This window comes from Bacillus mycoides, assembly GCF_001757995.1.
Lineage (GTDB): Bacteria > Bacillota > Bacilli > Bacillales > Bacillaceae_G > Bacillus_A > Bacillus_A mycoides_B.
In genome coordinates, this window is sequence record NZ_LXLV01000067.1 from 64,761 (window position 1) to 78,735 (window position 13,975).

17 protein-coding genes are annotated in these 13,975 nt (G+C 37.5%); 11 read left to right on the plus strand and 6 right to left on the minus strand.

Going from position 1 to position 13,975, the window contains the following annotated elements:
* Positions 1–6 precede the first annotated feature (6 nt).
* Entirely contained in the window at positions 7–270 is a 264-nt protein-coding gene (locus BWGOE10_RS23675; RefSeq protein WP_000840869.1) for a YtzC family protein, read from the minus strand.
* Positions 271–381: 111 nt separating this feature from the next.
* Between BWGOE10_RS23675 and BWGOE10_RS23680 the strand changes: the two genes are divergently transcribed.
* From BWGOE10_RS23680 to BWGOE10_RS23705, 6 genes are all read left to right on the plus strand, one after another.
* Positions 382–1,341: a TIGR01212 family radical SAM protein gene (locus BWGOE10_RS23680; protein ID WP_002167527.1), complete on the plus strand. Its 960-nt coding sequence runs from the start codon at positions 382–384 to the stop codon at positions 1,339–1,341.
* On the plus strand, positions 1,338–1,910 hold the full coding sequence (locus tag BWGOE10_RS23685; protein ID WP_070145200.1) for a class I SAM-dependent methyltransferase: 573 nt from the start codon (positions 1,338–1,340) through the stop codon (positions 1,908–1,910). The genes BWGOE10_RS23680 and BWGOE10_RS23685 overlap by 4 nt, the downstream gene beginning before the upstream one ends.
* 136 nt (positions 1,911–2,046) lie before the next feature.
* Positions 2,047–2,880 carry an ABC transporter ATP-binding protein gene (locus BWGOE10_RS23690; protein ID WP_070145201.1) on the plus strand — a complete coding sequence of 278 codons (834 nt, stop codon included), beginning with the start codon at positions 2,047–2,049 and terminating at the stop codon, positions 2,878–2,880.
* Between the two features lie 18 nt (positions 2,881–2,898).
* Positions 2,899–3,579, plus strand: coding sequence for an ABC transporter permease (locus BWGOE10_RS23695; protein ID WP_070145202.1), 681 nt, complete (start codon positions 2,899–2,901; stop codon positions 3,577–3,579).
* 24 nt (positions 3,580–3,603) lie between these two features.
* Positions 3,604–4,278 carry an aspartate/glutamate racemase family protein gene (locus BWGOE10_RS23700; RefSeq protein ID WP_070145203.1) on the plus strand — a complete coding sequence of 225 codons (675 nt, stop codon included), beginning with the start codon at positions 3,604–3,606 and terminating at the stop codon, positions 4,276–4,278.
* 155 nt (positions 4,279–4,433) lie between these two features.
* Positions 4,434–5,735, plus strand: coding sequence for a PepSY-associated TM helix domain-containing protein (locus tag BWGOE10_RS23705; RefSeq protein WP_070145204.1), 1,302 nt, complete (start codon positions 4,434–4,436; stop codon positions 5,733–5,735).
* Positions 5,736–5,949: 214 nt separating this feature from the next.
* Here BWGOE10_RS23705 and BWGOE10_RS23710 read toward each other — a convergent pair whose 3' ends face one another.
* Together BWGOE10_RS23710 and BWGOE10_RS23715 are read right to left on the minus strand one after the other, a co-directional pair.
* Entirely contained in the window at positions 5,950–7,014 is a 1,065-nt protein-coding gene (locus BWGOE10_RS23710; RefSeq protein ID WP_002138728.1) for a tetraprenyl-beta-curcumene synthase family protein, read from the minus strand.
* Positions 7,015–7,054: 40 nt separating this feature from the next.
* Positions 7,055–7,858 (minus strand): alpha/beta hydrolase, encoded by an 804-nt coding sequence (locus BWGOE10_RS23715; protein ID WP_070145205.1) that lies wholly within the window; start codon positions 7,856–7,858, stop codon positions 7,055–7,057.
* A 74-nt stretch (positions 7,859–7,932) separates the two neighbouring features.
* Here BWGOE10_RS23715 and BWGOE10_RS23720 point away from each other — a divergent pair, with 74 nt between their 5' ends.
* The 3 genes from BWGOE10_RS23720 to BWGOE10_RS23730 all read left to right on the plus strand — a co-directional run bounded on the left by BWGOE10_RS23720 (position 7,933) and on the right by BWGOE10_RS23730 (position 10,429).
* Positions 7,933–8,445: a gamma carbonic anhydrase family protein gene (locus BWGOE10_RS23720; RefSeq protein WP_070145206.1), complete on the plus strand. Its 513-nt coding sequence runs from the start codon at positions 7,933–7,935 to the stop codon at positions 8,443–8,445.
* Positions 8,446–8,743: 298 nt separating this feature from the next.
* Entirely contained in the window at positions 8,744–9,274 is a 531-nt protein-coding gene (locus BWGOE10_RS23725) for a phosphatase PAP2 family protein (RefSeq protein ID WP_070145207.1), read from the plus strand.
* Positions 9,275–9,286: 12 nt separating this feature from the next.
* Entirely contained in the window at positions 9,287–10,429 is a 1,143-nt protein-coding gene (locus BWGOE10_RS23730; RefSeq protein WP_070145208.1) for a glycosyltransferase family 4 protein, read from the plus strand.
* Between the two features lie 284 nt (positions 10,430–10,713).
* Here BWGOE10_RS23730 and BWGOE10_RS23735 read toward each other — a convergent pair whose 3' ends face one another.
* Complete coding sequence (locus BWGOE10_RS23735) at positions 10,714–11,316, minus strand: molybdenum cofactor guanylyltransferase (RefSeq protein WP_070145209.1); 603 nt, start codon at positions 11,314–11,316, stop codon at positions 10,714–10,716.
* On the minus strand, positions 11,313–11,822 hold the full coding sequence (locus BWGOE10_RS23740; RefSeq protein WP_070145210.1) for a molybdenum cofactor biosynthesis protein B: 510 nt from the start codon (positions 11,820–11,822) through the stop codon (positions 11,313–11,315). Before BWGOE10_RS23740 ends, BWGOE10_RS23735 begins: the two co-directional genes overlap by 4 nt.
* Before the next feature lie 245 nt (positions 11,823–12,067).
* Here BWGOE10_RS23740 and BWGOE10_RS23745 point away from each other — a divergent pair, with 245 nt between their 5' ends.
* Positions 12,068–12,247: a hypothetical protein gene (locus BWGOE10_RS23745; RefSeq protein WP_002067722.1), complete on the plus strand. Its 180-nt coding sequence runs from the start codon at positions 12,068–12,070 to the stop codon at positions 12,245–12,247.
* A gap of 6 nt (positions 12,248–12,253) precedes the next feature.
* The gene (locus BWGOE10_RS23750) at positions 12,254–12,436 is read left to right on the plus strand and encodes a hypothetical protein (protein ID WP_070145211.1); all 183 of its coding nucleotides are present in this window, start codon (positions 12,254–12,256) and stop codon (positions 12,434–12,436) included.
* A 191-nt stretch (positions 12,437–12,627) separates the two neighbouring features.
* On the opposite strand, the gene metK is transcribed toward BWGOE10_RS23750, so the two are convergent.
* The gene (metK, locus tag BWGOE10_RS23755) at positions 12,628–13,827 is read right to left on the minus strand and encodes a methionine adenosyltransferase (protein ID WP_070145212.1); all 1,200 of its coding nucleotides are present in this window, start codon (positions 13,825–13,827) and stop codon (positions 12,628–12,630) included.
* Between the last annotated feature and the right edge of the window lie 148 nt (positions 13,828–13,975).

Below are 13,975 nucleotides of genomic sequence, written 5' to 3' on the forward strand. Positions count from 1 at the left end.
TCCTTATTAGTGCGGTGTAATAATCATTTGATGTTGCAATTGGCGAATTGCCATACGTGCTCTATTTAACTGCTCACGTTGCTCATCATTCGCATGTTGCTGCATCGTTTGTAAGTCGTTATATGCTTGTTCTAATTGCAACTGAGCATCTGAATACTCCATCGTATTGTAATGCTCTTGTCTCATACCTTGGTCTAATTGTTCTTTCGCATATTCCACCGCTTGTTCCGCTTGTGTAATATACGATTCAAGTGATTGACGCTCTGCCATAATTGTCCCTCCTTGCTTCAATTCCCCTTTAGTGTGTCCCTTCCATCTCAACCTTATGAGTATGTTATAATGGATTTTGTTTCATTTTGACTCGTCTTAGGAGGGAAAGTAATGAAGGTTCAAAACCCTTTTCCATATACAAACGACAATAAACGTTATCATACATGGAATTACCACTTACGAAATGAATTTGGTGAAAAAATTTTTAAAGTTTCATTAGATGCTGGCTTTGATTGCCCGAACCGTGACGGTACAGTTGCTTACGGCGGCTGCACGTTTTGTAGTGCTGCTGGATCTGGTGACTTCGCTGGCGATCGCCGCGATGATGTTATAACGCAATATCATGAAATGAAAGAAAAAATGCACTCAAAGTGGAAAGACGGAAAATGTATCGCTTATTTCCAGGCATACACAAATACACATGCACCACTTGAAGTATTAAAAGAAAAATTTGAACCGCTTCTAGCAGAAAAAGACGTTGTCGGTCTTTCTATCGCAACTCGTCCAGATTGCTTACCTGACGATGTTGTTGAATATTTAGCGGACTTAAATAAACGCACCTATCTTTGGGTTGAACTCGGACTACAAACTGTTCATGAACGTACTGCAAATCTTATTAATCGTGCTCACGATTATCCATCTTATGTGGAAGGCGTAAATAAATTACGCAAGCACGGTATTAGAGTTTGCTCACATATTATTAACGGTCTTCCCCTTGAAGATTACGACATGATGATGGAAACCACTCGTGAAGTAGCCAAGCTTGACGTACAAGGAATTAAAATTCATTTACTTCATTTATTAAAAGGAACGCCAATGGTGAAGCAATATGAAAAAGGACAACTAGAATTCCTATCTCTTGAAGATTACGTAAGTCTCGTTGTTGACCAACTTGAAATTATTCCAGAAGACGTAATTGTGCACCGTATCACAGGTGACGGTCCACCTGATTTAATGATCGGCCCAATGTGGAGCTTAAATAAATGGGAAGTATTAAATTCCATCGATGCAGAATTTGTACGCCGCGGAAGCTGGCAAGGAAAATATGCAAATGAGGAGAAACAAAAATGAAATTAGAACGTGTATTACCGTTTGCACGCGCACTCTTGCAAGCGGCAGTTAAAGAAGGCGATTATGCTGTAGATGCAACACTTGGCAATGGTCATGACACTTGCTTCCTAGCTGAAATCGTTGGGGATAACGGAAAAGTATTTGGATTTGATATTCAAAAAGAAGCAATCGAAAGCTCTACTATCCGCCTGAAAGAAAAAGAACTTTTCGAACGTACTGTTTTAGTTCATGATAGTCACGATACACTCTTATCCGTACTACCAGAAGATGCAAAAGGAAAAGTAACAGGAGCAATATTCAACTTAGGTTACCTTCCTGGCGGTGACAAACATATCGTTACAAAGCCGAACTCAACAATCTCTGCTATCGAGCAATTATTAGAAGTAATGGCGCCAGAAGGTATCATCGTCCTTGTCATTTACCACGGTCATCCAGAAGGACAAGTAGAACGTGACGCTGTTCTCACATTTGCAGAAGAACTAGACCAGAAGCAAGCTCACGTACTAAGATACGGCTTCATTAACCAGCAAAATAACCCACCATTTATTGTGGCGATTGAGAAGCGATAATATACCAACGATTCGACACAACATATCGACTTATCGACAAAACATAACAAAAAAAGACGTGCATTCATTGCACGTCTTTTTCTAATCCTCCTATATAATGGATATATACAATATTTGAAGAAAGAAGGATAGAACTTTGCTAGTAGAACTAAGGGCAATTCAAAAGAAGTATGGCAAATCACTTATACTAGACAACATCGATTTATCTATTCCTGAAGGAGAAGCACTCGCTATTATTGGTGGGAACGGGACTGGAAAAAGTACTTTACTCAAAATAATTGCAGGATTTATTTCACCTACAGCAGGAACACTTCAAAGAACGGAACATATACAAATTGGCTATGTACCTGAACATTTTCCTGAAGGGATTCGTTTTACATTAGAAGATTATTTATATCATCTCGGCCACATTCACGGTTTACCAACAAAATATTTAAAAGATAAAATTCCGATGCTCCTTGAATCTTTTCACTTACATCATGCAAGGCATTCCGTTGTACGAAACTTTTCAAAAGGAATGAAACAAAAAACAGGCATTATGCAAGCATTACTTACAGACGTCCATTTATTAATTTTGGATGAACCTCTTTCTGGTCTCGATCCTAACTCGCAGCAAGAACTAGAGCATATTTTACTCTCATTAAAACAACAAGGCATATCTATACTCTTCACATGTCACGAAAAACAACTACTAGAAAACTTCGCCGATAGAATTGTGACGTTAGCAAATCATACAATTGCGGAAGATACCTCTGTGCAAAAATCAACAGAACAGGTCTATATTGAGGCAATCGTTCACGAAACATTTTCAGCGATAGAACTACAAAAACAATCAGGATGTATACACGTTACACACAATTCAAATCAAAACCTCATTCAATTACAAATCGAAAAAGAGTATACAAACGAAATGCTTCAGTTTTTATTACATAAAAAAGCATCTATCACACTGCTACAACCTAATTTTTAAATCGAAAGAAGGTTTATTATGTTTGCGCTTATTCGTTACCATTTTCTCGACTACACAAAATCGTATAAGTACGTACCTCCTATTGCGATGTACTTTGTAAGCTTACTTTTTGTATATGCATATAAACCGACTCCTATTGTATCAACTTATTTAGAAACAGCACTCGCACTTTATTTACTGTTTGCTTGGATTACAGTCACGATTTTTCATACTGAAGACCTTGTGCAAGAACAAATCACTATTTCACATACAAATAATATTTCAGCATTATACGTCGGCAAATATATTACGGCTCTTCTCATTTGTACTGTTTTATCTTTTATATCCGTAATCTATCCAATTATCTTGCAAATGTTCAATGAAAAAATGACAGCCTCTTTACTTCTAGTCGGATTTCTCGCTCATATGTCTTTATCTATAATAGGGATTTCAATTGCAACATTATTTACAAGAAATATTATTCAAAAAGCAAACACCGCTTGGCTTATCCTTACATTTATATTACTTATAACGATCGCCTCCATCCGGTTTAAAAAAGAGATACTATGGATTTTTCCACCTGTCGAAAGCTTTCTAATGCTTGGACAATACAAATATAATATACTTACTCACACTCTATGGCTCACAGCTTGGGCTATCGTCTATTCATTTTTATTACTTACTTTATTTCTTTTTATCGTTCGCAAAAAACGTTTTTAATTACATATTAAAGGGGACTAAACAATGATTGGAATACTAGCAGGAATGGGACCAAAATCAACCGGTCCATTCGTCGATACAGTTGTAGCAGGGTGCCAAACAATATACGGAGCAAAGCATGATATGGATTTTCCTCATATGATGATTTATTCGTGCCCAACACCGTTTTACATGGATCGTCCTATTGATCATGCAGCGATGAAAAAATCGATTATAGAAGGGGCACAAAAACTTGAAAGTACTGGCGTAAGCTTTATCGCTATGCCTTGCAATACGGCGCATCTTTATTTTGAAGAATTACAGCATTCTATTTCTATTCCTATTTTAAATATAGTCGATGAGACGTTAAAAGCAATTCCTGAAACTGCAAAAAAAGTCGCTCTTCTCGCAACAGAAGCGACTGTTCAAGCGGGTATTTACCAAGACAGGATTAAAAAACGTAATATAGAATACATTCATAATGAAAAATGGCAGGAAATGATTAATCAAATTATTACTTGTATTAAAGGCGGAGAAGTTGAAGAAGCTCGCAAATTATGGAGCGTGCTCATTTTACAGTTGAAAGATGAAGTAGATACCGCTATTATCGCATGTACCGATTTGAACGTTGTGGCGAGTGAAGACTTTGTCGATTCCTCTCAATGTCTTGCTGAGGCAGTTATTAAAATGTATTTATCAAATACAAAGAGATCTTCATAAGCATAAAACACATCCCTTTTGAAATGTGTTTTATGTTTGATGAAAATCCCCAAAACTTTTAACTTTTTTCACAATTCCTTCAAAGTATCCACACTTAATCTCGCTATATTAAATAAGTAGTTTATTCATATAGGGAAGGTTAGGGGAACTGAAGTATGAAACAAAATCGTTCGCTTCATTATATTTTTTGGCGATGGCATTTTTATGCTGGGCTTTTTATTACGCCGCTTCTTATTACTTTGTCACTAAGCGGAATTGGGTATTTATTTCGGGAAGAAGTTGAAGATTTCATTTATAAAGATCTATATTTTGGGAAGAGCGCCCAAACAGAATCTATTTCGATGTCTGATTCTATTTCATTAACAGAGAAAAAATATCCACATTATAGTGTGGCGAAAATTAGTGAGTTTAATGGGGATTATAATACTAGGCTTACCATTGCAAATGAATATACAGGAATGCAAAAATATGTGTATTTAGATAGCAATAATCAAATTGTCGGAGATCAAAACGCAAGTGAAACGTTTGCCAATATTATGCGGGAATTGCATAGCTCCCTCTTAGTCGGCGGCACTATTGTCAACTATTTAGTGGAACTCGCTGCGTGCTGGACAATCTTTTTAATTGTAACTGGTTTGTATATGAGCATACGCCAATTTAAAAACACACCACCATCCAATAAGCGGGAACGAGCAAAAAAACGTCATTCATTAATTGGTATTATATTTACAATTCCTCTCGTTCTTTTAGTCGTAACAGGATTACCTTGGTCTGCTTTTATGGGGAAGCAAATTTATACGATTGCTACGTCCAATGAATCACTCGGTTATCCGAAATTGTATATATCAGCACCTGAATCAAAGTTTAAGGAATTACCATGGGCAACAAGGCAAGAAAATCCTCCTGAATCTAACTCAAATGAGCCAAAAGCAATCTCAGTTGATGAGTTACAAAAAGGCGTTCAAATAAAGAAGCCATATGTTATCTCACTGCCAGCTGATCCAAAAGGTGTATTCACTGTTTCAAAATCGAGCGGCTCTGGTATTACAGGCATGCACGTAGCACCGAATGAAGAAATTACTGCTTATTTCGATCAGTATAGCGGGGAACTTATTTCAAAAACGGACTATCGTGACTACGGATTATTTGCAAAGTGGTTCTCTTACGGTATCCCGCTTCATGAAGGACATTTATTCGGATGGCCTAATAAAATATTATGCTTACTAACGACGTTATCTTTATTACTTCTCATCTATTACGGAGTAAAAATGTGGTTAGCAAGAAAACCGAAAGGAAAGTTAGCAGCACCTCCAAAGCAAAAAGATAAGAAGAGCTTATTCGCTTTCATCATCATTATGGTTGTACTAGGCGCTATCATGCCTTTATTCGGACTATCTGTTTTAGTTATTTTCACAATTGAACTTCTCATATACGTATTTTCCAAAATACGATCATAATAAAGTGAAACTTTAATCAGTGGGGGTTTTGTCCATCTCCCACTGATTATTAGCCCTCACCAATCGGGCTTTTACGGGCAGTTGACCTCCCACCTAACTCCTTCGCATTCGTATTCGTATTCGTATTCGTATTCGCCGAATTTTGAGGTGGGAGTCTTACTGCCCGTTAATGCGGGATAAAAAGAAAACCACTCTATATGAGTGGTTTTCTTCTTCACTGCGCCATTTTCTTTCGGTACATCTTCCCGTTCCAGTAGAAGAATCGTGAAGTGAGCCCTCCGTATTTTACAATGCGCCGTGCCATTTTGTTCATATTCTTTTGTGCTGATACTTTTTGATCTGATAAATAAATACCAAGTAATCCTCGGCTTATGAGACGATGAAACTTCGCATGAGGCAAATCACCAATGCTCTTCTCTGCTTCTTCTACAAAATGTTTCATACGATCTAATATGGCTTGCTCGTTTTCATAATAACTACAGAAATTCAAATCTCCGCCGATACGGTCTTCTTCTTGATCGATGAAATAATCAAGTAAAATGTGAAGTCCTTGTACGTAAGGAAAGTATCCTTGTCTAATTTTCACAATATCTTCTTCATGTAACTCATCATGAAATGCATATGCTACAAGACAGAAAATTCCAAGCGTAGAACCTGCACATGCTGAAAACTCAAACCAACTCATCGGTGGTAAGTTTTCTTTATGCGCTTCAAACCATGTTTTTAAGCGTGGTTCTCTTTCTTCTAACTTCACGTGTTTATGAATTTGCAAATCACAATAATAACAAGCAAGTTCATGAAGAATTGGAGCAATTTTGTCATAATGCTTCGTTTTCTTTAAAACATCCTGACATGTTTCAACAAGCTCATCTAAATAACCACCATCATCTTGATCATCACGATAACGATAATAGTTACCGCCTCCTTCAACTTCAGGACTTAATGCCATTACCATCGACTCATGAAGAGCCGCAAAGTCTTTCGGGTCAAGTGATGTACTACGATCACATAAATTATCTAAGTAGTCGCTAATAGTTTGATACGCTACAATAAAACGAATACATTCCTCACGATGTTCATTTGCTAGCAGCGCTAAAATACCACCGCCCTCGCAATGAAACGTTTTATTTTCAATACTTGCGATCGCTTGACTATGAAGCTCGTCATTCGGAATATGGTAGGCACGCTCTTTCCACATCGCTAGCTCATGGTGTACAACCGGAAACACATCACGGTATACTTTGGCCATGAGCGTTATGGGATTACTCGGTACGTTCACTTCTTCCTTCATCTCCTCTATTAAATGTACAAATAATAATTTATTTGTTTGTTTCTACTATATTATTGACACGTATTTCAGTAAATGACTGAATATAATTCAAAATTTCATCACGCTCATACTCATTTAATAACTCATGATAACAATTAGGCCATTCCTTATATGCCTTATCACTAATTTTAACATTATCAAACCATGTGCGGACACGTGTTTTATCTACAAGTTTATCCTCACATGCCTGCATTAGCAAGAGCGGAACATCTGGAAAATCATCTATTTTCTCATGAGCAATCTCGATAGACTTAATTAATTCACTATACCAACGCACTGATACTTTACGCAAGAACAATGAATCATTCTCCATCGCATCCCTCACTTCATGATTGCGAGTTGACATTTCTACAGTGAGATTTGTTGCAAATTGCAATTTCGGGGCAACGATATTTAATATTTTTGAAGCAGCACGAAGCGGAGCGGAGGGTGCAGCTAATACTCCTAAACAAGGCGAGCTTAGTACAATCCCATCTATGTCCTCTCTTTTCGTTTCTTGCATCATACGAATAACGACAAGTCCTCCCATACTATGCCCAAATAAAAAAATAGGCAATCTATATTTTCTTGCTTCTTTCACCCATAACTTTATTTCCTTTATGTATTCATCAAATGAGTCGATATGTCCTCTATTTCTTGAAGTTGTTCCGTGTGCTGGAAGATCGCCCATAACGACGTGATAACCGATATGATTCCACATTTCTGCAACTGCTTCATAACGCCCGTGATATTCCATAGCACCATGTACGATAATAATGACGGCTTTCGCTTCTTCCGCTTCATAGTTCCACATACGAAACTCCTCCATTTCACTCTTTTTCATAATTTGATACACTAAAACTAGTCTCTAGGAAAGGAAGGCTTTACATGATATATCCTTACAAAGAAAAAAATCCGAAAATTGCGAGTAGTGCTTTTATCGCTGACTACGTTACCATTACAGGCGATGTTTCCATTGGCGAAGAATCAAGTATTTGGTTTAATACAGTCATACGCGGCGATGTTTCACCAACAATAATTGGAGACCGGGTAAATGTACAAGACCAATGTACACTTCACCAAAGCCCGCAGTATCCTCTTATTTTAGAAGACGACGTTACAGTTGGGCATCAAGTTATTTTACATAGCTGTCATATTAAAAAAGATGCTTTAATTGGAATGGGTTCTATTATATTAGATGGTGCTGAAATTGGTGAAGGAGCTTTCGTCGGTGCTGGTAGTCTCGTTTCACAAGGAAAGAAAATTCCTCCTAATACGTTAGCTTTCGGTCGTCCTGCGAAGGTCATTCGCGAATTAACAGAAGAAGACCGTAAAGATATGGAACGTATCCGCACACAATACGTTGAAAAAGGACAATATTATAAATCGTTACAAAAATGATTTTATCGCTGCCAGTCTTATGGCAGCTTTTTTTACCCCGCATTAACGGGCAGTAAAACTCCCACCTCAAAATTCGGATGGAGCAAAGAAGTTAGGTGGGAGATCAACTGCCCGTAAACGCCCGATTGGTGAGGGCTAATAATCAGTGGGGGATGAACAAAACCCCCACTGATTATACTTTCACTTTATGAAAAAACCTAACTTTTTCTTTACAAAACATTATTATTCCCTCAATAAAATCTTATTAAAATAGAAGTTAATAACTCCATATATATGTAAATGAGGGAGGAAAAATCTCATGAAGGTCAGTGGACTATATAAAATAGAATGTTACATTTTCAAAGGAATTAATCGCTACTTTGATCAAAAAACATTAAACATCTTTTTCAGCAATATTACCCATATCGGTGGTGCAAGTTTTTCCATTGCACTTACCCTATTCTTTTTAATTTTCGCAATAGGGAATTTGCATCAAGCTGCAATTGCAACTGCTATTTCTTTAACAATTAGCCATATTCCTGTGCAAATATTAAAAAGATGGTATCCACGAAAACGCCCTTATTTAACAATTCAAGATGCGAAATATCCAGTACATCCGTTAAAAGATCATTCTTTTCCATCTGGTCATACAACAGCTGTTTTCTCTGTTTTCGTTCCATTTGTTTGCTACAACCCAAGCTTACTTATGTTTCTAATTCCGCTAGCACTATGCGTCGGTATTTCCCGTATTTATTTAGGGCTTCATTATCCGTCAGATGTATTTGTAGGCATGTGCCTTGGCACTTGCTCTGGCATCATCTCTTTTTATCAACTCATTCCACTCATGTAAAGGAGCGATATGATGAGAGTCGCCATATTTACCGATACATTTACACCACAAGTCAACGGTGTGGCGAAAACTTTGGAACGTTTAACTAAATATTTTCAAAAAGAAAATATCGCCTATTCTGTTTTCGCCCCTCAGCATACGGCAGAAGATAATTTCGTAGCGAATGTGAACAAAATGAGAAGTATCCCGTTAACAATATTATATCCAGAATGTCGCTTTGCCTTTCCTACTCCGCGCATTAAGCGGGAACTTCTTGCCTTTAAACCTGATATCATTCACATCGCTACGCCTTTCAATATGGGACTTTGTGGGTTATATTATGCCAAAAAGTTAAATATCCCAGTTGTTGGTTCTTATCATACTGATTTTGACGCCTATTTACGCTATTACAAAATCGAATTTCTCTCCAATATGCTATGGAACTATTTAAGGTGGTTTCATAGTCATATGCAAAAAAACTTTGTTCCTTCTCCTGAAACATTACATCAATTAAAGAAAAAAGGATTTCAACAGCTCTATATTTGGGGACGTGGTGTAGATTGCACCCTCTTTCATCCAGCTTACAATACAGACCTATTCCGAAAAAAATATAATATTACAGCGAAGTATGTCCTTTCCTATGTTGGGCGGATTGCTCCTGAAAAAGATATTGATACGCTGCAAGACCTTATCGTTAAAACGACGCATACTCGAAGCGACATTCATTGGCTCATCGCCGGAGACGGTCCTCTAGCAACAAATTTGTATGAAGCGGTTCCGAAAACAAATGTCACCTTTACTGGCTATTTACAAGGTGAGGATTTAGCTGAAGCATATACTTGTTCTAACATAATGGTATTTCCATCAGCTACTGAAACATTCGGAAATGTTGTACTTGAATCACTTGCGTGCGGTACACCTGTTATTGGTGCGAATAGTGGCGGGGTTAAAAATATTATTACAGATGGAAAAACGGGAGTTCTTTGTCCGCCCAAAAATGCGGATTCATTTCTATCCTCCATTTATTCTTTAATGCAAAATGAAGACCAGCTTATACAAATGGGCATAGCGGCTTCGTCTTATGCCAAATCAAAAAGCTGGGATGAGATCTTCCGTGGCTTACTTAATCAATATGAAACAGTCCTTCAGTACACCGCATCAGAATTACTCGCTTAAACACAAAAACTCCCTTCAAAAAAATGAAGGGAGTTTATTACACGGTCACAAATTTTAGTTTAATAAATGATAAACAAGGTTAAATATCACTTTATTTCTATATTCATTATAACAAAAATAAACATAACTAAACAGACTTGTAATAAAAACCCATAAAAATTAATATATGGTTATACAGTTTTTTTACTACTGTATAATGATTTTAAGAAATTCCCCTTAAAATCAGCTTACTCACATACCTTTATACAGCAATTGTTCCCCAATTCTGTATATCAAAAAACCTTTCATTCATTTGAAAGGTTTTTTTGAGCCTGCACATATTCTTCTTTCGTATTCACATTCATAAACCAATCCGCATTCGCTTGTACATCTTCTCCAGCAACATATTTCGCATTACATTGTGATAAAAGCTGCCCCATGCTTCTTTTTTCTTCCTTAAGCAGTTTCTCAATTTTCCCTTTTACACGTTTATGATACGCTGCAAGTAGCGGCTGTTTTCTACCTTCAATTATAGGAACAATCGCATCATACTCATCGCTCGTTTGCTCTAATAAAATGGTAATCCACTCATTTGAAACATTCGGTGCATCACAAGGCATGATAATATACCAATCTGAATCTATGTATTCCATCCCTGATACAATTCCAGCAAGTGGTCCATTTCCTTTATAATGCGGAATATCTTCTATAACAGGAACTTGTACGAATTGTTCTACTCGCTCTTTTATATCAGAATGACTAATAACAACAACATCTCGCAAAATACTTTCCATTACTTTCACAATATGCTCTACAAAAGTAGTTCCCTTCCAAATGGCTAATGCTTTCGGCTCTCCAAATCGGCTCGACATACCTCCTGCCAATACAATTCCAGCACACCTTTTCATTGGCGGTGCAGCTCAAATGTAATGTGACCTAATTCAGGCAAAATCAATTTATTCATCGCAAGACGAACAGCTCCGCTAGATCCCGGCATTGAAAAGACAACTTTACGCCCAATTGTACCACCAATTGCCCTACTTAACATCGCACTACTTCCGATATCTTCTAAATAACTAATCATGCGGAACAACTCACCAAATCCGACAATTTCTTTATCTAATAACACCGACACAGCTTCAATCGTTACATCACGTTTCGTAATACCAGTTCCGCCATTTGTTAATATAACATCAACATCTTCCCTATGATAACCAGCTAACACCGCTTGCTGAATGCTCTCTTTATCATCTTTTACAATTTCATAGGCAGTCACTGTATGTCCTGCTTCTTTTAATAATTCATGTAATAGTTGTCCGCTCTTATCCGTCTCTTCCGTACGTGTATCGGAAATCGTCACGATCTTGCAACGCGCTTCTTTTGGAGCTTGTTTTTTATGTTCAGTTACGCTCATTTTTTATCTTTCCTTTCTTAAAGACTTTTCTTCATTTTATCATACATATCTTTACACAATTATGTATGAAGCCAACGATGCATCATGATACAATATAAGTATATACACCCACAAAAAGGAAAATATTTTTTTTTATACTCCTAGACTTCACATCATTAGCTACTCTTTAACTCCCCTTATATTTTCTACATAGTAGATTTTATTTTAAAACTTACATTATAAAAGAATTTGGAGGTTCACACACTATGGAACTTTATAAAAAATTAACAACAACATTCATTCTCTTATTTGTTGCTTCCATCACTGTCGGCTTTTCTTTAAAAGGCGCAATTCCATACGCTACATTAGTGAGTATTATATTCGCAACGCTATTTTTACTGAGCAGTGCTTTTTGCGCAGGAAAAGCGCGTCAACTGAAAGGGTGACCGTCTATGTTCCGTAAGAAACCAATCCTTTGTAAAGTATGTGAAAAGGAAATACAAACGCATGAAAAAGCATGGATTCATATGCCATTTCCGGCAAGTGGTATGACAAATATGAGAAAGTATATTGAGCTAGACGGCGAAGTTTATTGCAGTTCATGCATTCAAGTAGTAAATAAAGTGAAACTTTAATCAGTGGGGGTTTTGTTCTTCCCCACTGATTATTAGTTAAACCAATCGGGCTTTTACGGGCAGTTAGCCTCCTACCTAACTTTTTTGCTTTACAGCCGAATTTTGAGGTGGGAGGCTTACTGCTCGTTAATGCGGGATAAAACCAAATAAAAAAAGCTTTGCGCTCACCGCGCAAAGCTTTTTTTCATATATTATAGACCAGCTTGCTCTTTTAAAGTAGCTGCTTTGTCTGTACGTTCCCATGAAAGATCTACATCAGTACGTCCGAAGTGGCCGTAAGCTGCTGTTTGTTTGTAAATTGGGCGACGTAAGTCTAGCATTTTAATAATACCAGCTGGGCGAAGATCGAAGTTGTTACGAACTAGTTCTACTAGTACGTCTTCAGATACTTTACCAGTGCCAAATGTATCAACTGAAATTGATACTGGTTGCGCTACGCCAATTGCGTATGCAAGTTGTACTTCTGCTTTGTCAGCAAGACCAGCTGCTACGATGTTTTTCGCAACATAACGAGCTGCATATGCTGCAGAACGGTCAACTTTCGTTGCATCTTTACCAGAGAATGCACCACCGCCATGGCGAGCGTATCCACCGTAAGTATCAACGATGATTTTACGTCCTGTTAAACCAGCATCACCTTGTGGTCCACCAATTACGAAGCGGCCAGTTGGGTTAATGAAGAATTTCGTTTCTCCATCCATTAATTCAGCTGGAACTACAGCTTTAATTACATGCTCTTTTAAATCGCGATCGATTTCTTCCCATGTAACATCTGGATGATGTTGTGTAGAAATTACAATTGTATCCACACGTACAGGTTTACCATTTTCATCATACTCAACTGTAACTTGCGTTTTTCCATCCGGGCGTAAGTATGATAATGTGTCATCTTTACGTACTTCAGTTAAACGGCGAGCTAATTTGTGAGCAAGCGAGATTGGAAGTGGCATTAATTCTTGTGTTTCATTACATGCGAAGCCAAACATTAAACCTTGGTCTCCCGCACCAATTGCCTCAATCTCAGCGTCAGTCATTAGACCTTCGCGTGCTTCTAGCGCTTGGTCAACACCCATAGCGATGTCAGCAGATTGCTCATCGATAGATGTTAAAACTGCACAAGTTTCTGCATCGAATCCATATTTTGCGCGTGTGTAACCAATGCCTTGAATTGTTTCACGAACGATTTTCGGAATATCTACATAAGTAGAAGTCGTAATTTCCCCCGCTACCAATACTAAACCAGTTGTTACAGTTGTTTCACAAGCTACACGTGCATTTGCGTCCTTTGATAAGATCGCATCTAAAATTGAATCAGAAATTTGGTCACAAATTTTATCTGGATGTCCTTCAGTTACAGACTCAGATGTGAACAGATGACGTTTTTTTGTCATGTGGTAAACCTCCCTACAGTAATTGTATATATTGTACGGAACTCATCCTTAATTTGCCACAAACTGCGACATACATTTATTCTCCCACACAAGCATACAGAAAAACCTTTCCTACTTAACATAGAGGAAAGGTTTAATTTGCTACTTG